The organism is Roseobacter sp. OBYS 0001, from assembly GCF_019654895.1.
Taxonomy (GTDB): domain Bacteria; phylum Pseudomonadota; class Alphaproteobacteria; order Rhodobacterales; family Rhodobacteraceae; genus Roseobacter; species Roseobacter litoralis.
In genome coordinates, this window is the sequence record NZ_BPES01000002.1 from 476,256 (window position 1) to 501,410 (window position 25,155).

The 25,155-nt window shown below is 57.3% G+C and carries 23 protein-coding genes and 1 tRNA gene; 19 read left to right on the top strand and 5 right to left on the bottom strand.

Annotation, left to right across the window (positions count from 1 at the left end):
* Positions 1–16 precede the first annotated feature (16 nt).
* The 3 genes from K5Q35_RS07795 to K5Q35_RS07805 all read left to right on the top strand — a co-directional run bounded on the left by K5Q35_RS07795 (position 17) and on the right by K5Q35_RS07805 (position 3,557).
* Positions 17–1,261 carry an endonuclease/exonuclease/phosphatase family protein gene (locus tag K5Q35_RS07795; protein WP_220799115.1) on the top strand — a complete coding sequence of 415 codons (1,245 nt, stop codon included), beginning with the start codon at positions 17–19 and terminating at the stop codon, positions 1,259–1,261.
* Positions 1,262–1,334: 73 nt separating this feature from the next.
* A complete protein-coding gene (gene leuB / locus K5Q35_RS07800; RefSeq protein WP_013960000.1) occupies positions 1,335–2,441 on the top strand; it encodes a 3-isopropylmalate dehydrogenase in 1,107 nt (368 codons plus the stop codon).
* A 111-nt stretch (positions 2,442–2,552) separates the two neighbouring features.
* Complete coding sequence (locus K5Q35_RS07805) at positions 2,553–3,557, top strand: DMT family transporter (RefSeq protein ID WP_013960001.1); 1,005 nt, start codon at positions 2,553–2,555, stop codon at positions 3,555–3,557.
* A gap of 77 nt (positions 3,558–3,634) precedes the next feature.
* Here the strand turns inward: K5Q35_RS07805 and K5Q35_RS07810 are convergent, their stop codons facing one another.
* Both K5Q35_RS07810 and K5Q35_RS07815 read right to left on the bottom strand, forming a co-directional pair.
* Positions 3,635–3,949 (bottom strand): hypothetical protein, encoded by a 315-nt coding sequence (locus K5Q35_RS07810; protein ID WP_220799116.1) that lies wholly within the window; start codon positions 3,947–3,949, stop codon positions 3,635–3,637.
* A gap of 209 nt (positions 3,950–4,158) precedes the next feature.
* Positions 4,159–5,799 carry an ABC transporter substrate-binding protein gene (locus K5Q35_RS07815; RefSeq protein WP_220799117.1) on the bottom strand — a complete coding sequence of 547 codons (1,641 nt, stop codon included), beginning with the start codon at positions 5,797–5,799 and terminating at the stop codon, positions 4,159–4,161.
* A 232-nt stretch (positions 5,800–6,031) separates the two neighbouring features.
* Here K5Q35_RS07815 and K5Q35_RS07820 point away from each other — a divergent pair, with 232 nt between their 5' ends.
* The 4 genes from K5Q35_RS07820 to K5Q35_RS07835 all read left to right on the top strand — a co-directional run bounded on the left by K5Q35_RS07820 (position 6,032) and on the right by K5Q35_RS07835 (position 10,038).
* Positions 6,032–7,243: a HAMP domain-containing protein gene (locus K5Q35_RS07820; protein WP_148264291.1), complete on the top strand. Its 1,212-nt coding sequence runs from the start codon at positions 6,032–6,034 to the stop codon at positions 7,241–7,243.
* A gap of 181 nt (positions 7,244–7,424) precedes the next feature.
* Positions 7,425–7,501, top strand: a tRNA-Arg gene (locus K5Q35_RS07825).
* A gap of 285 nt (positions 7,502–7,786) precedes the next feature.
* The gene (locus K5Q35_RS07830) at positions 7,787–8,830 is read left to right on the top strand and encodes a LacI family DNA-binding transcriptional regulator (RefSeq protein WP_013960005.1); all 1,044 of its coding nucleotides are present in this window, start codon (positions 7,787–7,789) and stop codon (positions 8,828–8,830) included.
* Positions 8,827–10,038, top strand: a complete 1,212-nt coding sequence (locus K5Q35_RS07835; protein ID WP_220799118.1) for a winged helix-turn-helix domain-containing protein — start codon at positions 8,827–8,829, stop codon at positions 10,036–10,038. The genes K5Q35_RS07830 and K5Q35_RS07835 overlap by 4 nt, the downstream gene beginning before the upstream one ends.
* On the opposite strand, the gene K5Q35_RS07840 is transcribed toward K5Q35_RS07835, so the two are convergent.
* On the bottom strand, positions 10,035–10,736 hold the full coding sequence (locus K5Q35_RS07840) for an aspartate/glutamate racemase family protein (protein ID WP_220799119.1): 702 nt from the start codon (positions 10,734–10,736) through the stop codon (positions 10,035–10,037). The genes K5Q35_RS07835 and K5Q35_RS07840 overlap by 4 nt on opposite strands.
* Before the next feature lie 31 nt (positions 10,737–10,767).
* Positions 10,768–11,283 carry a winged helix DNA-binding protein gene (locus tag K5Q35_RS07845; RefSeq protein ID WP_220799120.1) on the bottom strand — a complete coding sequence of 172 codons (516 nt, stop codon included), beginning with the start codon at positions 11,281–11,283 and terminating at the stop codon, positions 10,768–10,770.
* 134 nt (positions 11,284–11,417) lie between these two features.
* Here K5Q35_RS07845 and K5Q35_RS07850 point away from each other — a divergent pair, with 134 nt between their 5' ends.
* From K5Q35_RS07850 to K5Q35_RS07885, 8 genes are read left to right on the top strand one after another with little or no spacing between them, the layout of a single operon-like run.
* Positions 11,418–12,659, top strand: a complete 1,242-nt coding sequence (locus K5Q35_RS07850; RefSeq protein WP_220799146.1) for an FAD-binding oxidoreductase — start codon at positions 11,418–11,420, stop codon at positions 12,657–12,659.
* Between the two features lie 20 nt (positions 12,660–12,679).
* Positions 12,680–13,669, top strand: coding sequence for a TRAP transporter substrate-binding protein (locus K5Q35_RS07855; protein ID WP_220799121.1), 990 nt, complete (start codon positions 12,680–12,682; stop codon positions 13,667–13,669).
* Positions 13,670–13,728: 59 nt separating this feature from the next.
* On the top strand, positions 13,729–14,253 hold the full coding sequence (locus tag K5Q35_RS07860; protein WP_220799122.1) for a TRAP transporter small permease: 525 nt from the start codon (positions 13,729–13,731) through the stop codon (positions 14,251–14,253).
* Positions 14,254–14,257: 4 nt separating this feature from the next.
* The gene (locus K5Q35_RS07865; protein WP_220799123.1) at positions 14,258–15,568 is read left to right on the top strand and encodes a TRAP transporter large permease; all 1,311 of its coding nucleotides are present in this window, start codon (positions 14,258–14,260) and stop codon (positions 15,566–15,568) included.
* Positions 15,568–16,497, top strand: coding sequence for a hypothetical protein (locus K5Q35_RS07870; RefSeq protein ID WP_220799124.1), 930 nt, complete (start codon positions 15,568–15,570; stop codon positions 16,495–16,497). The genes K5Q35_RS07865 and K5Q35_RS07870 overlap by 1 nt, the downstream gene beginning before the upstream one ends.
* A 1-nt stretch (position 16,498) precedes the next feature.
* The gene (locus K5Q35_RS07875) at positions 16,499–17,236 is read left to right on the top strand and encodes an allophanate hydrolase subunit 1 (protein WP_220799125.1); all 738 of its coding nucleotides are present in this window, start codon (positions 16,499–16,501) and stop codon (positions 17,234–17,236) included.
* The gene (locus K5Q35_RS07880; RefSeq protein WP_374758595.1) at positions 17,233–18,255 is read left to right on the top strand and encodes a biotin-dependent carboxyltransferase family protein; all 1,023 of its coding nucleotides are present in this window, start codon (positions 17,233–17,235) and stop codon (positions 18,253–18,255) included. Before K5Q35_RS07875 ends, K5Q35_RS07880 begins: the two co-directional genes overlap by 4 nt.
* A 12-nt stretch (positions 18,256–18,267) precedes the next feature.
* Complete coding sequence (locus tag K5Q35_RS07885; RefSeq protein WP_013960016.1) at positions 18,268–19,038, top strand: LamB/YcsF family protein; 771 nt, start codon at positions 18,268–18,270, stop codon at positions 19,036–19,038.
* On the opposite strand, the gene K5Q35_RS07890 is transcribed toward K5Q35_RS07885, so the two are convergent.
* Positions 19,035–19,928: a LysR family transcriptional regulator gene (locus tag K5Q35_RS07890; RefSeq protein ID WP_013960017.1), complete on the bottom strand. Its 894-nt coding sequence runs from the start codon at positions 19,926–19,928 to the stop codon at positions 19,035–19,037. The genes K5Q35_RS07885 and K5Q35_RS07890 overlap by 4 nt on opposite strands.
* 305 nt (positions 19,929–20,233) lie before the next feature.
* Between K5Q35_RS07890 and K5Q35_RS07895 the strand changes: the two genes are divergently transcribed.
* The 4 genes from K5Q35_RS07895 (at position 20,234) to K5Q35_RS07910 (ending at position 24,608) form a co-directional block, all read left to right on the top strand.
* On the top strand, positions 20,234–21,199 hold the full coding sequence (locus tag K5Q35_RS07895; RefSeq protein ID WP_013960018.1) for a glycine betaine ABC transporter substrate-binding protein: 966 nt from the start codon (positions 20,234–20,236) through the stop codon (positions 21,197–21,199).
* 93 nt (positions 21,200–21,292) lie between these two features.
* A complete protein-coding gene (locus K5Q35_RS07900) occupies positions 21,293–22,348 on the top strand; it encodes a glycine betaine/L-proline ABC transporter ATP-binding protein (RefSeq protein WP_220799126.1) in 1,056 nt (351 codons plus the stop codon).
* The gene (locus tag K5Q35_RS07905) at positions 22,345–23,886 is read left to right on the top strand and encodes a proline/glycine betaine ABC transporter permease (protein ID WP_013960020.1); all 1,542 of its coding nucleotides are present in this window, start codon (positions 22,345–22,347) and stop codon (positions 23,884–23,886) included. Before K5Q35_RS07900 ends, K5Q35_RS07905 begins: the two co-directional genes overlap by 4 nt.
* Positions 23,883–24,608 (top strand): alpha/beta fold hydrolase, encoded by a 726-nt coding sequence (locus K5Q35_RS07910; RefSeq protein WP_259650488.1) that lies wholly within the window; start codon positions 23,883–23,885, stop codon positions 24,606–24,608. Before K5Q35_RS07905 ends, K5Q35_RS07910 begins: the two co-directional genes overlap by 4 nt.
* Positions 24,609–25,155: the final 547 nt, after the last annotated feature.

Genomic DNA, 25,155 nt, shown 5'->3' on the forward strand with positions numbered 1-25,155 from the left:
CTTAATAGTTAACGCTATGATACTCGTGCGGCGCGCTGCCCGTTCCTTTCCCCGTTCGGTCGAAAAGACCTTTGGTTTGTCGGATGAGCGTCCGACCGGCAACTGGTCACGTCTGCACGCGACGGCGTTGCAAAACACGCCACATCTTGCTCAGAACACGCAGCTGCCCCGGCGCCGCAAAATTCGACCCGATGCAATTGGCGCATGCCGTCTGCTGTTGGCGGGCGTGCTTACCTTGAATGCCGCTTGTGCTTGGTCAGAAACCCTTCGTATCGCCACTTTCCACACTGGACTGGAACGCAAAGGGCCGGGCCTTTTGCTGCGCGACATCCTGCGGGGGGAGGATGAACAAATTAAGGCGGTGGCGTCGGTTTTGACAACGGTTGCACCTGATATCGTCGCCTTGCAAAGTTTTGATTATGACCTGACTGGGGCGGCGCTTTCGGCGTTTACAGACGTATTGCGCACGGGGGGCCTCGATTACCCGTATCAATTCGCGACCTTACCAAATACCGGCATGCGCACCAACCTCGATCTGGACGGCAACCGGCGCCGCGCAGAGGCGCGTGATGCGCAAGGCTATGGCTTTTTCTCTGGTCAGGGGGGCATGGCGATCCTGTCGAAATACCCGATTGTCATAGATGAGGTTCAGGATTTCTCCGCAGTGCTTTGGCGGGACTTTCCCGGGGCCTTACTCCCTGAAACGGCGGCGGGACCATTTCCGTCCGAGCAAGCGCAGGCCATCCAGCGCCTGTCGACAACCGGGCACTGGGTTGTGCCCGTGGATGTGCCCGGACCGGGTCGGGTGACGCTGATGACCTTGCATGCCAGCCCCCCCGTTTTTGACGGTCCGGAGGACCGCAACGGCAAACGCAACCATGACGAAATTGTCTTTTGGCAAAGCTATCTGGATGGCGTTTTTGGTCCAGCCCCCGATAGCCAGTTCGTCGTGCTGGGGGCGTTCAATCAGGACCCTGTCGCCGGCGAGGGCCTCAAAAAGGCAATGCGCGGACTCATCAGTGATCCGCGCTTGCAGGATGTCGAACCGACTAGCCCGGGCAGTGTTGAGGCAACCGGCGACCCGTTCGATACCGCTGACTGGGATGACCCTGTGCCCGGAAACATGCGGGTGGATTATGTTTTCCCCTCGTCTGATTGGCGTGTTCAGGCGGCGGGGGTCTACTGGCCCTCGGGCCCGGAGGGTGTTGTGGCGCAAACGGCCAGCAGCCATCGCCTTGTCTGGGTTGATCTGGCGCGTTGAGGTGCCGTCGCCTTCTTGACCCTGCATCGCCCACACGGTAGGGCGCTACAGACCATTTTTCAGGAGAAACGCCATGGCCAACCCTTCCCTTTTAATTCTTCCAGGTGACGGAATCGGCCCCGAAGTGATGGAAGAGGTCAAGCGCGTGATCGCATGGTTCGGTGATAAGCGCAGCCTTGCCTTTGACGTCAGCGAAGATCTCGTGGGGGGGGCCGCCTATGACGCGCATGGCACGCCCTTGCATGATGACACCATGGCGCGCGCGCTTCAGGCTGATGCGGTGTTGCTGGGTGCCGTGGGCGGCCCGAAATACGATGACCTCGATTTCAGCGTAAAGCCGGAGCGGGGGCTGCTGCGCCTTCGCAAGGAAATGGACCTGTTTTCCAACTTGCGGCCCGCTCAGTGCTTTGACGCTCTGGCTGACTTTTCATCCCTCAAGAAGGACTTAGTCGCCGGGCTCGATATCATGATTGTGCGCGAACTGACGTCCGGCGTCTATTTTGGCGAGCCGCGCGGTATTTTTGAAGAGGGCAACGAGCGCGTCGGCATCAATACCCAGCGCTATACCGAATCCGAGATCGACCGTGTCGCCCGTTCTGCTTTCGAACTGGCCCGGCGTCGGAGCAACAAAGTGTGCTCCATGGAAAAAGCCAATGTCATGGAAAGCGGCATCCTGTGGCGCGAAGTGGTGCAGAAAGTCCATGACGAGGACTACCCGGACGTTGAGCTGAGCCATATGTACGCCGACAATGGCGCGATGCAGCTGGTGCGCGCGCCCAAGCAATTTGACGTCATTCTGACGGACAACCTGTTTGGCGATATTCTGTCGGACTGCGCCGCGATGCTGACTGGCTCATTGGGCATGTTGCCATCGGCGAGCCTTGGCGCGCCGGCGGCGAATGGTCGGCCAAAGGCGCTTTATGAACCGGTGCACGGGTCTGCGCCCGACATCACCGGTCAGGCCAAGGCAAATCCGATTGCCTGTATTCTGAGCTTTGCGATGGCGCTGCGCTATTCCTTCGACCAAGGCGATGAGGCCGCGCGTCTCGAAGCAGCGATCGAAACAGTGCTTGCCAATGGTGCGCGCACCGCAGACCTTATGGGCGAAGAAGGTGGCACACCAATCAGCACCACCGAAATGGGTGATGAGATCCTGAAGGCGTTGGACGCAAGCCTCTAAGCACAGCAGATATGCACCCAGCGCTCTTGCTGGAAAGGGTTCATCGGCCTAAAGCGTCCAAACAGCCCGCATTTCGCGGGCTGAGTCGTTTTGTACAAAGAGGTCGCCGAAATGGCACGCGGACCAATGAACCCCAATGTGAAAGGCGCATCCTTTGCGCTCATCGCCTTCGCCGTTTTTGCGTCACATGACGTGATCATCAAGGTGCTGGGGGCCAGCTATTCCCCCATTCAGATCGTCTTTTTCGGCGTGGTGTTCAGCTTTCCTCTGGCGATGCTTTATCTGTTGCGTGACACGACATCCGGCACATTGCTCCCGGTGCATCCTTGGTGGATGGCGGCGCGCACGGTCGCGGCAGTCATCACCGGGTTTTGTGCGTTTTACGCCTTTTCCGTACTGCCGCTCGCACAGGTTTACGCCATTTTGTTTGCGGCACCGCTGCTGATCACAATTCTCGCCATCCCTATCCTTGGCGAACAGGTCAGATGGCAACGCTGGATCGCTGTCTTTATCGGGTTGTGCGGCGTGCTGATCGTGCTGCGCCCCGGACAACAAGAGCTTGCCCTTGGGCATCTCGCCGCGTTGATATCGGCCATTTGCGGGTCATTTGCTTCCATCATCGTGCGCAAGATCGGGCGTGAAGAGCGCACAGTCGTGATCATGCTCTATCCGATGATGGCGAATTTTGTCGTGATGGCTGCCCTGCTGCCCCTCGTGTATCAGCCGATGCCGCTTGCCGATCTTGGAAAGCTGGGCGTCATTGCGGTGCTTGCATGGATCGCCGGGCGTTTTCTGATCGCCGCCTATAACTCGGGAGAGGCAGTCATTGTGGCCCCCATGCAGTATTCGCAGATTCTGTGGGCGACATTCTACGGTGTCTTGTTCTTTGATGAGGTGCCGGACATGCCCACGATTGCCGGTTCAGCGGTCATCATTGCCAGCGGCTTGTTCATCGTTCTGCGCGAAAGCAGCGCGCCGGGTTCTGAACGCCCCGTTCAACGCACGCGATCACGGGCCGAAACCGGCACGTCACCGAGGGTCTCTGCGTTTTTGTCACCCGACCGCAAGTGGGGCAGGTCGAACAAGAAGAATACGTCCAAGCCAGATAATCCGTAGCATTTCTGGTTGTTTGGCACATCCGTCGAAAAGGGATCATCATTGGTCAGCCGGGAGACCTCGGCACCTGTGTTGGGTTACTTAGCAAGACCCAATCGATCCAGCTGCCCGTCGTCACGGCGGGTTTTGACGCCGTGATGTGTGACGTCACGCAAGCGATTTTTGCCAATGCCGTGAAACCTGACGCGCGGTGCGCTGTGCACGATGACGACCTTCTGTTGCGCCGTTTTCTCTGGTCGCGGCGCGTTGGCAATGGCATCCGCCGCATAGGTATTAAACCATGATGAGTTTGTCACCGGCCCGCCTTGCGCATGGGATTGAGATGCACCTGCGACACCGGCAAGGGTGATCACGACTGCGGCGAGGCTGACTTTCTTTGTAAATCGGTTCATGGCCCTATCCTTGTCTTGAGCGGGCGGCGCAGGGTGCGTCGTCTCCCTCTCAAGATAGGCGCGGGCATTGAAAGAATAAGGACTGGTGACTTCAACAGACGTCACAGAATTGCGACGTCTTGTAACACTGACGCATTGCTTCGCCTCTGTCCGCCTTCCGGTCCGCATGTGCGTTATGCGGATCGGAAGGGGTCGTGTTGATCGGTGGCTTAAGCCGCGAAACCCAGTTTTGTGACGTGGATTTCGAACGTCGGATGCATTTCGGCGCCGACGATGCTTTCTTTGTGATGGCGATAGATTGAGCGCCAGTAAGGTTGAATGATCACGCCTTCGTCCTGCATGATCTTTTGCAGTTTGGCCATCACCTCGCGGCGCTGGTCCGCATCGGCAATCGCCATCGCATCCGACAGCAAAGCATCAAATTCCGCATTGGCAAAGGCACTCTCGTTCCAAGGCTCGCCGGATCGGTAGGCCAGCGCCAGAACCTGCACGCCCAAGGGGCGCTGCGCCCAGTCGGTGCTGGACAGCGGGTACTTGGACCAGTCATTCCAGAACGTCGATCCGGGCAACACGGTACGTTTCACGTTCATGCCGGCATCTCGCAGCATGGCCGCCGCGGCGTCGGTGGTATCCTTACGCCACGTATCATCGATGGAAATCAGATCATGTTCGTAATCTGCCATGCCAGCTTCTTCCATCAAAGCCATGGCAGCGGCGGGGTCAAAGACCGGGGCAGGCAGTTCCGCGTATTCCGGATGGATGGGCGACACATGGTGGTTTTCCGCTAGACGCCCGTTGTCTGAAAACCCAAGTTCCAGCAGCACCGCGTTGTCTACCGCCATCGCCAGAGCACGGCGCACGCGTGCATCGGCATAAGGCTTGATACCATCGACTTCGGCCGCCTGATTGGGCCGGATGACCACGGTGTTGGCGGTGACAGCTTCGGATTTCGCCAAGCCGATGTCATCCATGATAAAGATGAAATCGCCCAGGGATTCATAGACCATATCGACCTCATCCGCGTCGACGGCCGCCACGATGCTCGCCTGATCGGTGCCAAAGTCCAGATATTCGATACGGTCGAGGTACGCGCCCTCGCCCCACCAGTTGTGCGCCTCATTCCTGACAAGGGCTGCTCTGACGCCGACTTCGAATTCTGCTGGCATGTAGGGGCCGGTGCCGATCGGGTTGTCCAGCGGATCACCGTTGAAGCTTTGGTGCACGATGGCTGCAGGATAGTCCGAGAAGCCTGCGATTAACGTGATGTCGGGTTTTTCCAGCACCAAACGCACGGTTGCTGCGTCCTCGACGACGATCGCGCCCTCGCGGGCGACGCCTGTATCCGGATCGACAAGCGCGTCCATGCGCGATGCCATTGAATTACCCTCGACGCCTTTGTCGCACCACCTTGCGATGTTGAATGCCACATCCTCTGCGGTGAATGCGTCGCCATTGCTCCACGTCACGCCCTGACGCACGGACAAGGTGTATTCGGTTGCATCCGCATTCACCTCCCACCCTTCAAGCAGCATGGGTTCGAAACTGCCGTCGATTTGATATTCAACGAGGTATTCAAGATACCCGCGTGTGTAGTTTGACATCTGCGGCCAGTCATAGGTGCGTGGGTCCTTCAGCGCCTTGACCAGTGATTCAATGCGCAGGGTGCCGCCGGCCTGTGCCGGACTTGCGGCTTGAGCGGGTTTTGACAGACCCAGCAAGCCATAGGCCGCAGCAGCGCTGACACCCAGAGATGTCGCACGGGTCAGGAACTCACGGCGCGACAAAGTGCCCGCTGCCACCTCCTTGGAATAGGTGCGGGCGGCGGGATGGATGGTGTCGGAAAATTTCATAAAACTCTCTCTCTCTGGCTGTCTTGGACATTCCAAACGAAACAAACACGAGCGGGACGTATACCGCAAACAGATAGTTCAAAAGCGACACCGTCAAGGGAGCGTGAGAGCCCATCCGCAATTGAACGCCGCTCTTAAAGGACGGAGCGGCACGTAGGGGGCATATGCGTTTCTACTTTAAATCATGTGTGTCAGCGCTAACTGAAACTCTATGCAGCAGCGGGGCGCATCCGTGATTGATCAAAACAACCCCTCGATTGGCCGGTTCGACAAGTCGTTTCTTGTCCACATGATCCGAGACTTTTTCATCGTTCTGGTGATCGTTACCGTGGTCGAGTTTTCCCTCAAGGCGGCGTTGGTTTTTTACAGCTACTATGTGGATGGGGTGGAGCAGGCACAGCTTGTCGCCGAAGACCTTGCGGATAATGTCCGCTCGATCATGCGCAATGAAGGGGGGCCGGTTGCTGCCCGCACGATGTATCCGATCCTCGAAGAAAACTGGTCCGATCTGGGCTATGTGATCGCGATCGAGCCCGCCCCGGTCACCGTGGAATCCATCGAAGAAGGGTTCGGTTTCACGCCCAAGGGCATCCCGGCGGAAAACTGGCCAGAGGGGCGTTTTCAGGTTCACCAGATCGAGATCACGGCCGAAGATTTCTGCCTCGCCTGTCACACGCAGGCGTCGGTGGGCGACGTGCTGGGTACGGTGACGGTGCGCAATTATCTCTATCGTGATTTCAGCATCTGGTTCAAAGATGTCCAACTCACCGCGATCCTGTCTGCGGGCAAGATCGTTCTGCATTCCCTGCTGTTGTTCCTGATCCTGCGCGCGCGGTTGGAGCCGCTGATGGAATTGCGATCCGTCATCAGCAACCTTGCGCGCGCTTACGGACGGCTTGACCATCGCGCCGAAATCAGAACCTCCGACGAATTTGGTGTGCTTGCGCGGGATCTGAATCTGTTTCTGGACCGGATCACCGGCATCGTTTCTGAACTTGATCTGGTGCTGGCTAAGGTTGTGAAAGCCAATGATGACATCATTTCGGTACAGGGCAGCTTGCGCGACACTGTGGACGACGTTGTTTCAGGTATCAGGCGCTTGGAACGAGACGCAATGCTCAGCGCAAAACGGGAGCCGCGTCTGTCGAATGAATGGTTTGACGCGGTGAAAGGTTCGATAAACGAGTTGGACACTGCTTTGGATGGTGCACAGGATGCGACTGTTGCCACCGACCTTCTGAAGGCCCTCAGACAGGTGGTTGCGAATGCGGAAGGTCAGACAGCGACGAGTGAGAAAATCTATACAAACCTCGCGGATCTCGGCGATAAAAGCGAAACGCTGAAGTCTTCCACCCTTGAAATGACGCGGCTGGAAGAACGCCTGAAATCCATCATCGAAACCTGCGGTGGGTTGGTGCGCAGATTGAAGCCGGACGGGAAATGACCCCTCTTGACCCTACGTTCCGGTGGCTGAGCATGCGGCTGAACCGGCCAAGATCGAAACTGGGGGTCATGCGCCGCCCGTCCTGAGCTGTGACATAAACCCAAACTTCTCTGGTACGCAGGGGGGTGGCAGCAAAAAACCTTTACATCGACTTCTCATTTGGTATCGCTCTAACCGGTGTGGCCCCGTAGCTCAGCTGGATAGAGCACCAGATTCCTAATCTGGGGGCCGCAGGTTCAATTCCTGCCGGGGTCACCACTTTGGGCATCATCTGTTCTTGCTCTCTCGAACAGAGGTGCCGAGTAATCGTGCGGCGCCACGCTGGGGATGGTCCCTCACCGTGCAGCATGTCAGAATCCCAACAAATCGCATTGGCTGCAGGTCGTTTCTGCATATCGATGTAGAATTTATCCGCCACGCTCGCCGGGATCAGTAGCGCGCTGTATCACGGTACTGTTAGCGCTCAAACTACAGCACGTCCGACAGCGCTTGATAGGCAGCCCCATCGTAGGCTACCAATGCTCAACAGAACAGGAAATAACAGTGACAAGACCCAAACACCGACCGCTGACACTCAGAGATGTTTCCGAAGCCTGCGGGGTTTCCGAGATGACGGTCAGCCGGGTTCTGCGTAACCGCGGCGATGTCTCTTCGGCCACCCGCGAAAAGGTGCTGGCCTCGGCAAAAGCGCTTGGCTACGTGCCAAACCAGATTGCAGGGTCGCTGGCCTCGCAACGGGTCAATCTTGTGGCCGTCGTGATCCCGTCGCTGTCGAATATGGTGTTTCCCGAGGTACTGACGGGCATCAACCGAACGCTTGATGACACACCGCTGCAACCTGTCGTTGGGGTGACGGATTATCTGCCGGAGAAAGAGGAGCAGGTCCTCTATGAAATGCTGTCATGGCGGCCTTCAGGGGTGATCATCGCTGGGCTTGAGCATTCAGACGCAACGCGTGCCATGCTCACCAATGCCGGTATTCCGGTTGTCGAGATCATGGATACCGATGGCACGCCCGTGGATTCAATGGTCGGCATTTCGCACCGGCGGGCGGGGCGGAAAATGGCCGAGGCGATCCTGAAACAAGGTTTTAGCCGCATCGGGTTTATGGGCACGAAAATGCCGCTCGACCACCGCGCACGCAAAAGGTTTGAAGGGTTTACCGAAGGGTTGACCAAGGCCGGGATCGAAATCGAAGACCGCGAGTTTTATAACGGCGGCTCTGCGCTGGCCAAGGGGCGCGAGATGACACAAGCGATGCTTGAACGTTCGCCTGATCTGGATTTCCTGTATTATTCCAATGATATGATCGGTGCGGGCGGTATGCTTTGGCTCATGGATCAGGGCGTTGATATTCCCGGAGAGGTCGGCCTCGCCGGGTTCAACGGGGTTGAACTGCTTGAGGGTCTGCCGCGCCAACTGGCAACGATGGATGCCTGCCGCTCAGAGATTGGCGAGAAAGCCGCACAGATCATTCTGGACCGCAGTGCCGCACTCGATACAGAAGACAGCTTTGAACCGCAGCACATCACGCTTGCGCCAAAGATATCTTTTGGGCAGACTCTGCGCCGTCACGGACAAGGATGAATACACTCACCCTGAGCAATTCAGACGCTCGGCGGTTGTTTCTTGACCGGCATGCGCTTTCTGAAGCACCCGTCGGCGACGCTCGGAAAAAAGACCTGCTTCAGTTGATCGGCAGGCTTGGTTTTGTCCAATTGGACAGCATCAATACAGTCGCGCGTGCGCATGATCTGATCCTTTTCGCGCGGCGGCCCCGCTACCGGCCCAAAGCGCTCAAGTCGCTCTATGAAAAGGACCGCGCGCTTTTCGAACATTGGACACATGATGCCGCCGTCATTCCCATGGAATACTATGCGTGGTGGCAGTTGCGACGCCAACGAGACGCTGAAAAGCTGCGCAAACAGTGGAAAAGTGGCCGGCGCGGCGGGTTCGAAACGCAGTTTCAAACCATATTGGATCAAATTCGCGATCAGGGCCCGGTCTGTTCATCCGACGTTGGTGCTGGGGAAAAACGCGGATCAGGCGGCTGGTGGGACTGGCACCCGTCCAAAACGGCTTTGGAATACCTGTGGCGTAGCGGCGCGCTTTGCGTTGTCGGCCGGGAAGGTTTCAGGAAACGCTATGATCTGACCGAACGCGTGGTTGATGCAGCTCTTTGCAACGCGCCCCTGTCTGAGGACCACCAAAGGGCCACGATTGACTGGTGTTGTGCCGGTGCATTGGAGCGTTTGGGGTTTGCGACTCCGACCGAACTGGCCGCATTCTGGGACCACATCACCTTGGCGGAGGCCAAAGAGTGGTGCGCGCAAGAACTGGCCAGTGGGCATCTGCAACCTGTGCAGATCACCTGCGCGGATGGAAGCGCGCGGCACAGCTTTGCGCGTCCCGATATAGCTGCTGATCCCGCGCTTGACCGCCAACCTACAAAACGTTTGCGCGTGCTGAGCCCGTTTGATCCGGCCCTCAGGGACCGAAAACGCGCCGAGCGGCTGTTTGGATTTGAATATCGCATCGAGGTGTTTGTGCCAGAAGCAAAACGCAAATACGGCTATTATGTTTTCCCAATTCTACAGGGCGACAGGGTGGTGGCACGCGTTGATATGAAAGCATTTCGCAATGAGGATGTTCTCAGGGTCAAAGCTTTATGGCCCGAACCGGGCCTGCGTTGGGGCAAAGGTCGGCAAGCGGATTTTGATGCAGAATTGGCCCGTCTGATCCGGCTTGCCGGTGTCAGCAAAGTCGAATTCGATGACGGTTGGCTGCGGCTTTAAGAACTCGGAAAAACCTGCGGGTTCAGGCTTTGGTAAAACCAGTTGAGATAAGTGTAGATCGAATACACCGGCAGCCCCGTCGTTCGTCTCAGGTCCGCCGCATAGGGCACCATATTGGTGCATTCGAGCAAGATCGCACCCGTCTGTGGTGCAGTCTCAACAAGGTTTCGCCCAACCTCGACCAGCTCACGCCGCGCGCATTCCACATCCAGATCAGCGCGGTTTTCGAGGATCGAACGCGCGAAGGCGGTCCCCTCCATACCCACAATCGCGCAGTCTTCTGGCACGCCGGCAATTCCCAGATGCTGCTGCGTGAGGCTGGTTTTTGAGATCGTGATAATGCCCAGATGTTTGTCGGGCGCCAGTGTCGCCTGAATTTGTGCCGCCTGTTCAAGGGCTGAGGCTGCGACCGGTACGCCCAAGGCTTGCGCCAACTGGGGTCGGATCAACGCGAGAAAGCCGCATGTCGTGGCAACCCCGGTGCACCCTTGTGCAACAAGATGCTTTCCCTCGCTGATAAAGGCGCGCACGAATGGCGACGTGTCTTCGCACACGATGGCTTGTGGGGATGCCCCCGACACAACCGCATATTGCACCGGGAAACCCCATGTCCGAGGGTTGCCAATGTCACCCGGCACGCGCGGAAACCGCGTATCAAGCATCAAGATGCCGAGTTTATCCGTAGCTTTGCTGTTCATGCCATCTCTGTGCCCGTTCGGCAAAACGCAATCAATAGGTCGTCGCGGCCCGCGCGGCCTGATCGTACTGCCCGGACATCAGCCGCAACAGGGTTGCTGCACGACTGACCTGTCCGGGCTCCAGCCCCAACTCTCCGACAGCGCGCAATAGCAAGCCTTCGCGGATTTCGCGATATCTTTCACAGGTTTGTGCGCCTTTTGCAGTCGCCACAACGGTTTTTTCCTTGCCCTGACGCCCATCTTTGACAAGCCCTGCCTTGATCAGTTTTTTAATCGCATAGTTGACCGTGTGCGTGTCTTCCACGTTGAGGACCAAACAGATATCGGCGAGTTTTTTCGGGCGCTCCCGGTGGTAGACTGAATGGAGAACAAGAACGTCAAGCGCACCAAGTTCGGGATAGCCCGCCATCGCGATGGCGCGCACCATCCAGCGCTGAAAAGCATTGCCCGCCAGCGTCAGGCCAAACTCCAATTCCGAGATTTCGGCAAAAGAGCCGCTGGCGAGGTGAGCAGAAGACACAACTGGTCCGGGGAAGCTATCAGACATATTACCAGCCTGCCCATCGCTGACATTTTGTCAACAATTTGTTGACGTGTGGTAAAAGATTGCTCCTAATGGGCACGAGAATCAGTCTTGAGGTGCGCCTTGTTCTATTTCTGCGTCAGCATAGAGATTTCGCATTGACCAAAAATGTGGTCGTCATAGGTGCGGGCATCGTGGGCGTTTCCACGGCGATTTGGCTACAGCGCGCAGGGGCGGACGTTACGATCATCGATCGGGCAGGGCCGGGAAAAGGCACCTCACATGGCAATGCGGGCGTGCTGGCAGCTGCTGCCATGGTTCCCGTCACTACGCCGGGGTTGATCAAAAAAGCACCGGGCATGTTGTTCAACCCCGATTTCCCGCTGTACCTGCGCTGGTCGTACCTGCCGAAAATCGCACCTTGGTTGGTGAAATATCTGTCGAACGCAAATGATACTGACACACGGCGCATTGCGCGGGATCTGGCGCCGATTGTGACCGACAGTGTAAGCCAGCATAAATCTCTGGTCAGCGAACTCGGGCTGGATGCCTGGGTCACCGAAAGTGACTATTGCTTTGCCTATACGGATGAGGCCGCTTTCCAGAGCGAGGCCTATGTTTGGGCGCTGCGGCGTGATGCTGGTTTTGAACCAGAACTGATCCGGGGCGGGGATGTTCAGGACTACGAGCCCAACATCAGCCCAAACGTGGGTCTGATCGCTGCGTTGAAAGACCATGGGTTCATTCGTGATCCCGGCGGATATGTGCAGGCGCTGGCAAAGGCCTTTGAGGGCATGGGCGGCAAAATTATCGAGGCTGAAGTCAAGGACTTTGACCTCAGCGGGGGACGCATCAGCGGGTTGGAAACCACCATTGGGCGGGTTGATTGTGACGATGCGGTACTTGCAACAGGTGTCTGGTCGAAACCCATGATGAAAAAGCTCGGCCTGAATATCCCACTGGAATCCGAGCGCGGGTATCACATCGTATATGAAGACGCGACAGGCGGACCCGCGCGCCCCACCATGATCGCATCGGGCAAGTTTGTGGCAACGCCAATGGCACAGGGTGTGCGCTGCGCTGGTATCGTTGAACTGGGTGGCCTTGATGCCGGACCCTCCGATGCGCCACTGAATTTCCTGCGCAAAAAGGCGAAAGAAACCTTTCCGAATTTGAAAGCCACCGCCGAGATTGAGTGGCTTGGTCACAGGCCCGCGCCAACGGACAGTCTGCCGCTGATTGGGCAGATCGGCAAAACCGGCGTGTTCACGGCCTTTGGCCATCACCACATCGGCCTGACCGGCGGCCCCAAGACCGGGCGGCTTGTGGCCGGACTTGTGATGGAGCAGCCTACCAATCAGGACCTCACCGCCTATGCACCGCAAAGATTCCAAACCTAAAAACCAACATGGAGAGTACAATGAAAATAACAAAAAAACTGATGGCAAGTGCCGCGACAGTTGCCTTGGCTGTTACATCTGCCGCCCCGGCCTTTGCGGCGGAAAAATGGGATATGCCGATGGCTTATTCTGCGTCCAACTTCCATTCTGAAAATGGTGTCGCCTTTGCCGAATGCGTAGGTGCTGGCACCAATGGTGAGATCACGATCGAAGTACATGCGGGCGGGTCGCTTTTTGCGGGTGCCGACATCAAACGCGCGATCCAGACCGGGCAGGTTCAGATTGGCGAGCGTTTGCTATCGGGCCACCAGAACGAAAGCGCGGTCTTCGGATTTGACAGTATTCCGTTCCTCGCACCGTCATTTGACGCCAGCGACAAACTGTATGAGGCGGCCAAACCATCCATCGAAGCACTGCTGGATGAACAAAATCTCGAACTGCTCTATGCCGTGCCATGGCCACCGCAGGGGCTGTATTTCAAGAAAGAAGTGAATAGCGTTGCCGATATGGCAGGTGTGAAATTCCGGTCATACAACAACACGACCAGCCGACTTGCCGAGTTGACAGGCATGTTGCCTGTGACTGTTGAGGCCGCAGAAATCAGTCAGGCCTTTGCCACTGGCGTCGCGGAATCCATGGTGTCGTCGGGTGCCACGGGCTATGATCGCAAGGTCTGGGAAAGCCTGACGCATTTCTATGAAGTCGACGCATGGTTGCCGCGCAACTACGTGATGGTCAATCAGGACGTCTGGGCCGATGTTTCGGACGCCAACAAAGACGCGATCCGTGCCTGCGCAGACGAGGCCGCAGCCCGCGGCCTTGAGGCGTCCAAGGCTTATACGCAGTTCACGATGGACGGCTTGGCGGCTGGTGGGATGACCGTGCAACCTGCAGGTGATGCGCTGATGGCCGAATTGCGCGCGATTGGTGAGACAATGACAACTGAATGGCTCGATGCTGCGGGCGACGAGGGCGCGGCGCTCGTCGACGCCTTCAAGGCAGCTCAGTAAACGCGGCGGCGGCCCCTGCAAGGGGGCCGCTCGTCTCTATCTCAACTCAGGAGCCCGCCATGACAGCCCTGCGCAAGACGCTGGATTTCCTCTACCTTGCCGCCGGTGTTCTGGCAGCCATCTGTCTGATTTCAATTCTGCTGCTGATCGTGGCGCAGATGGTGGCCCGCTGGACGGGCGAGATTTTTCCCGGCGCGCCTGACTACGCGGGCTATGCCATGGCAGCGGCCAGCTTTTTTGCCTTTGCCAACGCGTTGAACCACGGCGCGCATATTCGCGTGTCGATCCTGTTAAACGCCGTCCCCGCAGGGCCCAAACGGGTGTTGGAAATCTGGTGTTTCGGCATCGGCGCGGCCATTGCGTGGTATTTCACCTATTACGCCTATTGGTTCGTCTACTGGTCGTGGAAATTCAACGAAGTCAGTCAGGGACAAGACGCAACTGCGCTGTGGATTCCACAATCCGTCATGGTGATTGGCGGCGGACTTTTGGCGATCGCGCTCACCGACAATCTATTCCATGTCATTTTCAAAGGGGATCATCGGATCGTGCGCGACACCCTCGATGATCATTTCGAGGTGTGAACAGATGACTGAACTTTACGCAATCGGGATTTTCCTCGCGGTCCTCTTTTTACTTCTCGGCACTGGCGTCTGGGTGGGTCTGGCGCTCATGGGCGTGGCTTGGGTCGGGATGGAGCTTTTCACCACGCGGCCTGTTGGGGACACGATGATCACAACGATCTGGGCGTCCTCCAGCAGTTGGACGCTGACGGCACTGCCCCTGTTTATCTGGATGGGCGAAATCCTCTACCGTACCCGCCTGAGCGAAGACATGTTCAAAGGTCTTTCCCCATGGCTGGCGCGACTGCCGGGAGGGCTTGTCCATACCAATATCGTTTCCTGCACGGTGTTTGCGGCCGTTTCCGGGTCTTCTGCGGCCACGCTGACCACCGTGGGCAAGATGGCGATCCCGGAATTAAGGGCGCGTAATTACCCTGAGAAAATGGTTATTGGCACGCTGGCCGGGGCGGCCACGCTTGGCCTCATGATCCCGCCGTCCCTCGCGCTGATCGTCTATGGCGTGACGGTGAATGAAAGCATCACCAAGCTGTTCTTTGCCGGTGTCTTTCCGGGCCTGATCCTCGCCAGTATGTTCATGGCCTATGTGGCGATTGTCTCCTTCACGTCCAAGGACTGGAACCCGACCATTGAACGGGGCATGAGCTTTGGCGAAAAAGTGCGCAATTCGAAATTCCTCGCCCCCGTCTTTGCGCTGATCGCCGTGGTCATCGGGTCGATGTATCTGGGATATGCCACCGCAACCGAAGCCGCCGCCATCGGGGTCATCGGCTCCCTGCTGCTGGCGCTGACCCAAGGGTCGCTGTCCATGGCATCGTTTCAGGCCAGTTTGATGGGCGCGATGCGGACTTCCGCCATGATCGCCCTGATCCTTGCGGGCGCCGCGTTTCTTAAACTGTCGATGGGCTTTACCGGTCTGCCGCGCGCGCTGGCCGATGGCATCGCGGCGATGGAGCTTGGACGCTTTCAACTGCTCATGGCGCTTTTGGTGTTTTACATCATCTTGGGTATGTTTCTGGATGGGATTTCAGCCGTCGTTCTGACCATGGCCATTGTAGAACCAATGGTCCGCGAAGCTGGCATCGACCTGATCTGGTTTGGCATCTTTGTGGTGGTCGTCGTCGAAATGGCGCAGATCACACCGCCCATCGGGTTCAACCTCTTTGTGTTGCAAGGCATGACGCGACACGAAATGGGGTACATTACCAAAGCGGCCTTGCCGATGTTCCTGATCATGGTTTTGATGGTCTTTGTCCTGATCTGGTTCCCGCAGATTGCCACATGGCTGCCTGAAAACCTCAGACAAAACGCCAATTAGTGCTCGGAGCTCTCTTATGGCGCATTTCGGAAAATGGACGGCTGACATTGATTGCCGGGCTGATCGCTGGGCTTACGCTGCCGGGGCTTGCCGCGGCGTTGCAGCCGTGGTTGCCGCAGATGGTGGCCGCACTGCTGACGATCACGGCTTTGCGGATCGGACATCGTGCAGCCTCGGGCGCTTTGGGCGATTTGCGCTGGGGCATCGCATCGGTTCTGGTGTTGCAGTTCCTTTTGCCACTGTGCCTGTTCGCACTGTGCTGGAGCATCGGCATAGCGGGCACGCCCGTTGCGTTGGCCGTCATGCTGGCAACGGCAGCACCAGCTATTTCCGGCGCGCCAAACCTCGCGCTGATGCTTGGCCAGAACGCAGGCCGGATGATGCAGATCCTCGTTCTGGGCACAGCATTATTCCCGATCACCGTCCTTCCTTTGCTTTGGCTTGCGCCGCAGTTTGGCGATCCGCAGTTGGTTTTGCGCGCTGCGCTGTCGCTGCTGGGGGTCATAATCGCCGCTACCTGTCTGGGGTTTGGCCTGCGCGCGGTGGTTTTTCCCGCACCGACCAAGGGCCAGATCAAAGCGCTCGATGGGTTGTCGGTTCTGGCTTTTTCGGCCATCGTCGTTGGGCTCATGGCCGCCCTCAATCCGGCGTTGCGCAACAACGTCCAAGATGTCGCCATCTGGGCAATACTCGCGTTCAGCATCAGCTATGGCGCGCAAATCATCGTCTACCTTTTCCTGCGACGCTCACGGCTCAAAGACGTGGCAGGCCCCCTTGCGATTGGCGCGGGCAACCGCAACATCGCCCTGTTTCTCGTTGCATTGCCCGAACAGGTCATGGCCCCATTGATGGTGTTTATCGGCTGCTGGCAGTTGCCCATGTACCTCACTCCTATGCTGCTGCGCTGGCTGTACAAAGCAGAGGGCTGACATGATATCTTACCCGCAAATCAAAACGGTCGGCCTGTCCGGCTTGCTGGTCACCTTCGCCGAAAAAATGAGCAGCCCTGCAAACCGTGCAGCCCTCGCTTTTCGCGCCGCTGTCGTCGCAGCAGACTGGCCTGAAGTGCGCGAAACCAGCATGTCGCTTGTGTCCGTATATGTGGTCGCGGATTTGGTCAGTGAAGATATCCCAAAGCTGATCTCAAAGCTGGAGGGCCTGTTGGCACAAACCGATTGGTACGCCGCACCGTTACCAAAAGGGCGCACGCTTTGGCATGTCCCGACAGTTTATGGCACCGACCTTGCCCCCCAACTGGCAGAGGCCGCGGAACTTGCAGGTGTCGATCCCGATACCGCCATCCAACAGCTTTCGACGACCCGCATGCGCGTTTTGACCATCGGCTTTGCTCCCGGTCAGCCCTATATGGGCGAGTTGGGCGAAAACTGGAACATCCCGCGCCAGCAGGATCTGACCAAAAGTGTGCCGGCAGGCGCACTGGTTGCGGCAATCCGGCAGCTGGTCGTTTTCACGGCCCCCACGCCGACAGGCTGGCGACACGTCGGGCAAACCGCATTCCACAACTTTCGCCAGAAAGCTCAACAGCCCTTTGCCCTGACCCCCGGCGATGAGCTGCTGTTTCCACAGGTATCGCGGCAAAACCTTCAGGACATCATGGCGACCGACGCATCCGGCAACGGTGGCGCAGAGCGGGAGACATTGCCGTGAGCGGACATCTCATCATACATACCGCAGGTCCGGGATCATCTGTGCAGGACATGGGTCGGGCGGGTTTTCTTGCCTATGGTCTGACACGCGGCGGGGCGGCAGATCAGATAGCCCTGCACGAAGCGTCGGCTCTGCTGGGCCAAAGTCCAACGCATGCGGCGATTGAGATGGTTGGGGTCGGGGGCACGTTCGAAAGCAGCGTGGACACAGTCATTGCGCTGACCGGTGCGGAAATGTCGGCCAGCATTGACGGCTCTGCCGTGGTTTGGCACGCCAGCCATAGCCTGCCCAAAGGCGCCAAGCTGAAAATCGGCGGGGTGCTGAAAGGGACTTATGGCTATCTCAGTGTCGCGGGCGGCATAGACACGCCGCAGATCATGGGCGCGCGCTCCACCCACTTCAAAGCAGGGATTGGTAGCGTTCTAGAGCCAGGTCAAACCCTGCCGCTCGGGGCGGCCACGACGCAGCGGCCGGGGTTTTTGATTGCAGCCAGTGATCGGTTTGCAGGCGGCGATATTCGCATTGTTCCTTCGGTTCAGACGGACCAGTTTTCGCCAGAAACGCTGACCCGGTTTGCGCAGACGACGTTCCGTCGCGATGCCCGCGGGAACCGCCAGGGCGTGCGCATGGATGCGGAAACGGATGGCTTTTTCGTGGATGGCGGTTTGAGCATTGTGTCCGAAGTGATCACCGAAGGTGATATTCAGGTGACAGGCGACGGTGCGCCTTACGTGCTGATGTGCGAATGCCAGACGACCGGCGGCTACCCGAGGATCGGCACCGTATTACCCTGCGATCTCGCACGCGTGGCGCAGGCCCCCGTGGGCGCGCCTCTGCGGTTTCGTTTTGTGACAGTGGACGAGGCCCGAGAAGTCGAAATCAAATCTCGTGCAGAAATCAAAGCCCTTGCCGGGCGCGCAAAGCCTCTGGTGCGCGATCCTCACGATATATCGGATCTGCTGAGCTATCAGCTGGTCAGCGGTGCGGTTTCTGCAACAACAGACCCTTTTGCCGAATAACAGGAGAGCCAAATGAAACGCGTAGATCTGAATGCCGATATGGGCGAAAGCTTTGGCCCGTGGAAAATGGGCGATGATGCGACCCTGCTGAAAACCGTGTCATCGGCGAATATCGCCTGCGGTGCGCATGCCGGTGATCCCGACGTCATGATTGCCACGATGCGCACGGCCCATGAGAACGGCGTGGGGATCGGCACGCATCCCGGATTTGCGGATTTGCAGGGCTTTGGGCGGCGGCGCATGTCTGTCCCCCGCGCCAGTCTGCAAAACTCAGTCCGGTACCAGGTGGCAGCCTCTGTCGGGGTTGCGAAATCCATCGGCGCGAAGGTAAGGCACCTCAAACTACATGGCGCTTTGGCCAATATGGCCTCCGAAGACGACGCGCTTGCCCGCGATCTCTTTGAGGCGGCACTGTCTGTCGATCCCGACCTGATCGTCATGGTGCTCTGCGCCACGGCACAGGAAGAGGCCGTACGTGCACTGGGCTGTTCCTTCGCAGGTGAAATCTTTGCCGACCGCGCCTACAATGATGACGCTACACTGGTCGACCGCAGCCTGCCGGGTGCGGTCATTCATGATCCGCAGATTGCAGGCCCGCGTATGGTCGAGATGGTGCAGGCAGGGGCCATCATCACGGAATCAGGCAAACGGATCGAAACATCCATCGACACGATTTGTCTGCATGGCGATACGCCAACTGCTGTGGAAATTGCGCGTTCCGTGCGGGCAGCGCTTGAAGGTGCTGATATTGTAGTCAAACAATTTGACGGTCGCATTGCCTAATTTTTGTGCACGCTCCAGTGCTCAACGAGGGCACTGGCGGTTGCATCCTGCAAATCTGCATATAGCGCGATCTCCAATGGTTCTCGGCCAAGCTGGTGCGCCAGAGAGATCATCGCGCCACTTTCAACTTCCTTGTGGCACATGCCGACGGGCAACCATCCGACACCCATGCCGTTCAGAACCAGCTCCTTGATGCCGCTCGACAACGCCGTTTCGCAGACCGGGTTTGCACTGAGGATGTGTGTCGCAAATGCCCGCCCCGAGCTTTGCAACACCTCCCCAAAGTAGCTGCTTTGAGGGTAGACGATGGCGGGCATTTCCAGCGGAACCGTGCCATCATCGCGCACCCCAGCCCGCAGCCCGCCCCCAACGACCGGGATCAGATAGTCATCCCCCCAGACCACGCGCCGGATCGTTTCATCGAAGGGCATCGGCCGCGACTTGGGGGATTCGTAGCACAGCAGCACACGGGTATCCCCCCGCAGGAACATCGTTACACAGTCGCGCAAGTTCCCGGCCCGCAACCTGAATTTCAGCCCCGGATATCGCTGTTTTGCATGTAGGACCATATCGGGAAAGCTCGAAAATATAGGAGCGTGCTGGGCCGAGATTGATACAGTTGAACTGCCGGGATCGAAGTTCCGTATCTTGTCTTTCAAATCCTTCAAACGCGCGAGGAGCGCTCGGATTTCGGCTTCACTTCCGGTCAGCGCCGGGCTGATCTTGATGGCGTTTGACTGACGGTCCAGAACCGCCATACCAAGCCAGTCTTCGAAGTTTCTGATCCGCCGCGAGAACGCAGGCTGCGTAATGTTCCGCCGCGCCGCCGCACGGGTCATATTCCCCTCTTCCAACAGTACCAGCACGTCATCCAACCATTGTACGTCCATAAAATCGCCCCATTGCCCATACCAAATATATGGGCGCCCATACAAAATTGCACTATTTTTTGCGCATGCCATAGCGCAGAGTATGAGCGATATGAAAAACTAGAAGGCTCTGCGCGTGCCAGACAATCAGGTCTTATCCAAAAGGGCCGTCGCCGAAAGGCCAGATCTGACAGGCAGCCGCTGCACAGACCCTTCTATGGCGCTGGTGACATGCGCATGCGTTGCGCTGTTTCGCTATCAGGGTACAATCCGTTTACCGGGCCACACGAAGTAACACAAAAAACGTTCAACAAGGAGAGACCACTATGTCAATGAAACGGGTACTTATATCCGCCACAGCAGCCCTCGCGCTGTGCTCAACACCAGCCCTCGCGGCTGAAGAGGTCAAGATCGGCGTACCGAGCTGGACCGGCGCGCAAGCCATTGCCCATCTGCTGGGCGCCGTTGTCGAAATGCGCATCGGCGGCACGGTCGAATATGTTCCGGGCAATAACGCGACGATTTTCCAGGCGATGGATCAGGGTAAGGGCGACATTGATGTACACCCGGATGTCTGGCTGCCCAACCAAGAGAGTTTTACCAAGAAATATGTCGATGAAGCCGGCACGGTGACGCTGTCCTCTAACCCCTATGAGGGGAATCAGGGGTTCTGCGTCTCGCAGGACTTTGCCAAGGCGAATGACATCTCTGACATCGCAGACCTCGGTCGTCCTGATGTCGCGGCGCTCATGGACAGCGATGGCGACGGCAAGGGAGAAATGTGGATCGGCGCGCCCGGATGGGCCTCTGCAAATGTGAATGAAGTCAAGGTCCGCGACTACGGCCTGCTGGATTTCATTGAACCGATCCGCGCCGAAGAAAGTGTAAAGACAGCCCGGATCAAGGACTCGATCACGAAAGGCGAAGGCTATGCGTTCTATTGCTATAAGCCGCATGCCGTCTGGTTCATGTTCGATGTTGAAATGGTTTCGGAGCCCGCGTTTGATCCCGAAAAATATGTGATGTTCCAACCATCTGACGATGCGGATTGGTACGAAAAATCAACAGTTGCCTCAAAAGATGCCCTGAAGGATGTGCAGATCGCATGGTCGAATTCTTTGCCAGAGCGCTCGCCCGCGATTGCGGAGTTCTTTGAGCGCTTTTCCCTGACAGCGGATGATGTGTCAGGATTTGCATATGAAATCAGTGGGCAGGGCCGCGATCCGGCTGAAGTCGCACGGGAATGGGTCGAAGCAAACCCAGAGCGTGTGGATGGCTGGCTAGGGCTCTGAGGCGGAACGCTTTTTGAACGATCCGGTTCCGGGTTTACCGGGGCCGGATACCCGACGCCTTTGCCATGCATGCAACACACGAAAAGGTCCGTCATGAACCAGGATACAGTCATCGAAATCTCAAACGTGTGGAAGATTTTTGGCGCGCACCCCGAGGCCGCGCTCAAAGCGATCCATGATGAAGGTCTGACCAAGGCAGAGGTGCTTGCACAGTATAATGCGGTTGTCGGCGTTGCGGATGTCAGCCTCTCTGTGAACAGGGGCGAGATTTTTTGCATCATGGGCCTGTCGGGCAGCGGCAAATCCACGTTGGTGCGGCATTTCAACCGGCTGCTTGAGCCGACTGCCGGGCAAATCCTGATCGAAGGCACCGATGTCATGGGCCTTGGACCGAAAGAACTGCAGACTTTTCGCAATCTCAAAATAGGTATGGTGTTTCAGAACTTTGCGCTGATGCCACACCGGTCCGTTCTGGATAATGTCGCGATGCCGCTCGAAATTCGGCAGGTCAGCAAGAACGACCGTATGCGTCAAGCCGCGGCCATTCTCGATATCGTTGAACTCGGTGCGTGGGGCGCCAAATTCGCACATGAGCTTTCTGGTGGAATGCAGCAGCGGGTCGGCCTTGCCCGCGCGCTTGCGGCAAACCCGGATGTCTTGTTGATGGACGAGCCCTTCAGCGCGCTTGACCCACTGATCCGTCGTCAGTTGCAGGACGAGTTTATCCGCCTGTCGAAAATCCTCAAAAAGACAACAATCTTTATCACTCATGATCTGGACGAAGCGGTGCGCATCGGTGACCGCATTGCCATTATGCGGGATGGAAAACTGGTCCAAACCGGCACAGCCGAAGAAATCGTGATGAACCCTGCGGATGACTACGTCTCTGATTTCGTGGCAGGTATTTCGCGTCTCAAGGTCGTCCGTGCACATGCGGTCATGCAACCCATTGAACAGTTTGTCCAAAATATGGGGCCGATCCCTGCGGATGCACCTCGCTTGAACGAAGGCGAAACGCTGAGTACGCTTATCAACCTCGCCATAGACAAAGAGAGCCCCATTCTGGTCGAGGATCACGGGGCAGATGTTGGCGTTATTACGCGGGCAGATATCTTGCGCACAGTTATTGAAGGGACCGAAATGTCATGAAAGACACACCCGAAAACCCGCTCGATGCAAAAGACACCGAAGGCGCGCGGGCCTATGCCGCGGAGCGACAGGCAAACATTCGCACCTTCGTGCGCACAAACCCTGACTATTATATCGCGCAATTTGATACGATCGGCGCAAGCGCGAAATTCACGGCGACCTTTAATCTCATGGCCGGTCTTTTCGGACCCGTCTGGTTCGGCGCGCGTGGTCTTTGGTCTTGGGCCTTGCCGTTTTTGATTATTGAAACGCTGGCTCTCGTCCAGATTTCACGTGGTCTTTTCGGTGATCTTGCAGCAGACGCGCGCGCGCGCATCGCCTCGATCGAAGGCACGCTGGAACTGCGCCAACAGCAATTGGCTGCGGCCATAGAAAGCGGGTCTGACAGGGTGGATGTGTATCAGCGCACCGTCGACTCCTTGCAGGCCGCGATTGGCGGTATCAGGGCGGATGCAGATGCGCTGGCAGAACAGGGTCTGTCCATAGCCTTGTCCGGTTTGGCGATCCTTTTGGTGGTCAAAGCCGTGCAGGCTGCTGTCGCCAATTGGGCGCTGGAAGCTCGCTTTTCAGAATGGCTCTCTGACCGTACGGTCAGGTCAGGTCTGCCGATGTCCAATATCATCTGCAGTGCGGTTTTTATGGCGTTGATCGTTTTGGCAGCGATGATCCACTACAGCTTTCCCGGACGATTCACGATCCTCACGGAATTCCCAACCAACCCGGAATACCGACTAACCGCGATCAATGAGGTTGAGGCTTTCTTTGCCTGGTGCGTGGCGAACGGCGAAGTGCTGTTTGATTTCATCACCTATGGTATCCGCATGATACTGGATGCGCTGGAGCTGATTTTTGTCAGCACACCATGGATCGTGATTGCCAGCCTGATCGTGCTGCTAACGTGGCTGACCGCTGGTGTACGCACGGCGGTCTGGTCGGCGGCATTCCTGTCTTACATGGGGCTATTGGGCTTTTGGGAAAAGGCCATGACCACGCTGGCCCTGTTGGGCACTGCCGCCTGTCTGTCGATATTGATCGGCATTCCATTGGGTATGTTCTGCGCCCGGCGACCAAAGTTCTATTCGTTCATCCAGCCGATCATGGACTTCATGCAAACTATGCCCGCCTTTGTCTTCATGATCCCGGTAATCGCGTTTTTTGGCACCGGCAAACCGGCAGCCGTTGTAACGACGATGATTTTTGGCGGCACACCAGTTGTGCGTCTGACGGTTCTTGGGTTGCGTGGGGTGCCGGAAAGCGTGCGCGAAGCGGCCATCTCATTCGGGGCAAACAAATGGTATCTGCTGACCCGCGTTGATCTGCCTTTGGCCGCGCCGTCCATCCGGGCAGGGATCAATCAGACGATTATGCTGTCGCTTGCGATGGTGGTTGTGGCCTCGCTGATTGGCGCAAAAGGACTGGGCGAAGATGTCCTTGAAGCGCTGCAATATGCGAATGTTGGGCAGGGTATTCTCGCCGGTTTCGCGATCCTGTTCTGCGCGATGATCCTTGACCGGATTGTACAGGGTCAGCGCAAGTGAGCCTTCCGCTGGTTTGTGTACATGGGTTCATGGGCGGCCAAAAGCAGTGGCATTTGCAAGAGGAAGCTTTGGGTGCTGAACGTTCCCTCGTTCTCGTGGCGCTCCCGGGGTTCGGTGATCTGAACGGCGAACCTGCGATCAGCACGATCAATGGTCTGGCAAAACGGGTGCTGGCGGATGTTGATGCGCAAGGGATTATGCAGTTTGACCTGATGGGTCATTCCATGGGCGGCATGATCGTGCAAGAAGTCATTAGACTTGCGCCGGATCGTGTCCGGCGTCTGATCCTATATGCCACCGGGTCAATTGGTGTGCTGCCCGGCCGGTTCGAGACCATCGAAGAAAGCAAGGCACGCGGGCACTGTGACGGCATTCAATCAACAGCAAGGCGTATCGCAGCGACCTGGTTTCTGCATGGTGAGGCGGCGCGTTGTTATGGACCTTGCGCCGATATCGCTGCGCAAACCTCACCGGATGCCTTTGACGCAGGGCTTGAGGCGATGCAAAGCTGGTCGGGACAACCGGATTTGCCATCGATTCGATCAGAAACCCTGATCCTGTGGGGTGACCGTGATCGCACCTATCCATGGTCACAAACCGAAATTTTGTGGCAATCCATTCCGCATGCCCACCTTGCTGTGGTACCCGGTTGCGCCCATGCCGTCCACATGGAGAAACCTGCGTTGTTCAACGCAACATTGAAAGACTTCCTCGAAGCGTAAAGCGCGTTTCGCTTTGATGGCGTCCGAACATCAATAGCGGTCCTGTTTTCCGGGACCGGGATTGAAAACACCCTTCACTGAGGGCTACGGCGATTGTCGAAACTCAGTTCCTCAGACTGTCTGGGCTGGCTAAGCAAGCCTCATAGCCTTGATCGAGAGCAATAGGGTCGAGGGTCACTGAAGGTTTCACCGGCCATCTTGTCAAATCAGCTGCTCAAACAAGGCGCTTAAACGGCCGAGTCCAGTCTTAGCTTATTACACCACCGGCCACCTGCTCAAAACGCAAACAGTCCAATGGAACTCCTAGCAGTTCTACGCAAGCTTTCGAACCGGCCTCTTCAGGTGTGACCAATTCGTTGCGTCACTTGATGTGCTCAATACTCTGCCCACGCTTCAGTCCAGTAATCAGCTCAATGCGCTCCATATCCATGGAGGCTTTTTTTGCCAAATCTCATCTGCTGCGTAGCAGAAGCTGTTGTCCAAGGCGGTCCAATGACCTGCTCCCCTTTGAGTCCGCTAATTTACGTTAGCTCTGTTCGGGTTTTGG

Coding starts and splice junctions, on each gene's coding strand:
- K5Q35_RS07865 (WP_220799123.1), top strand. CDS start 14,258: ATGACTGAACTTTACGCAATCGGGATTTTCCTCGCGGTCCTCTTTTTA.
- K5Q35_RS07895 (WP_013960018.1), top strand. CDS start 20,234: ATGTCAATGAAACGGGTACTTATATCCGCCACAGCAGCCCTCGCGCTG.
- leuB (WP_013960000.1), top strand. CDS start 1,335: ATGGCCAACCCTTCCCTTTTAATTCTTCCAGGTGACGGAATCGGCCCC.
- K5Q35_RS07815 (WP_220799117.1), bottom strand. CDS start 5,799: ATGAAATTTTCCGACACCATCCATCCCGCCGCCCGCACCTATTCCAAG.
- K5Q35_RS07885 (WP_013960016.1), top strand. CDS start 18,268: ATGAAACGCGTAGATCTGAATGCCGATATGGGCGAAAGCTTTGGCCCG.
- K5Q35_RS07840 (WP_220799119.1), bottom strand. CDS start 10,736: ATGAACAGCAAAGCTACGGATAAACTCGGCATCTTGATGCTTGATACG.
- K5Q35_RS07905 (WP_013960020.1), top strand. CDS start 22,345: ATGAAAGACACACCCGAAAACCCGCTCGATGCAAAAGACACCGAAGGC.
- K5Q35_RS07805 (WP_013960001.1), top strand. CDS start 2,553: ATGGCACGCGGACCAATGAACCCCAATGTGAAAGGCGCATCCTTTGCG.
- K5Q35_RS07810 (WP_220799116.1), bottom strand. CDS start 3,949: ATGAACCGATTTACAAAGAAAGTCAGCCTCGCCGCAGTCGTGATCACC.
- K5Q35_RS07875 (WP_220799125.1), top strand. CDS start 16,499: ATGATATCTTACCCGCAAATCAAAACGGTCGGCCTGTCCGGCTTGCTG.
- K5Q35_RS07835 (WP_220799118.1), top strand. CDS start 8,827: ATGAATACACTCACCCTGAGCAATTCAGACGCTCGGCGGTTGTTTCTT.
- K5Q35_RS07845 (WP_220799120.1), bottom strand. CDS start 11,283: ATGTCTGATAGCTTCCCCGGACCAGTTGTGTCTTCTGCTCACCTCGCC.
- K5Q35_RS07855 (WP_220799121.1), top strand. CDS start 12,680: ATGAAAATAACAAAAAAACTGATGGCAAGTGCCGCGACAGTTGCCTTG.
- K5Q35_RS07860 (WP_220799122.1), top strand. CDS start 13,729: ATGACAGCCCTGCGCAAGACGCTGGATTTCCTCTACCTTGCCGCCGGT.
- K5Q35_RS07795 (WP_220799115.1), top strand. CDS start 17: ATGATACTCGTGCGGCGCGCTGCCCGTTCCTTTCCCCGTTCGGTCGAA.
- K5Q35_RS07900 (WP_220799126.1), top strand. CDS start 21,293: ATGAACCAGGATACAGTCATCGAAATCTCAAACGTGTGGAAGATTTTT.
- K5Q35_RS07890 (WP_013960017.1), bottom strand. CDS start 19,928: ATGGACGTACAATGGTTGGATGACGTGCTGGTACTGTTGGAAGAGGGG.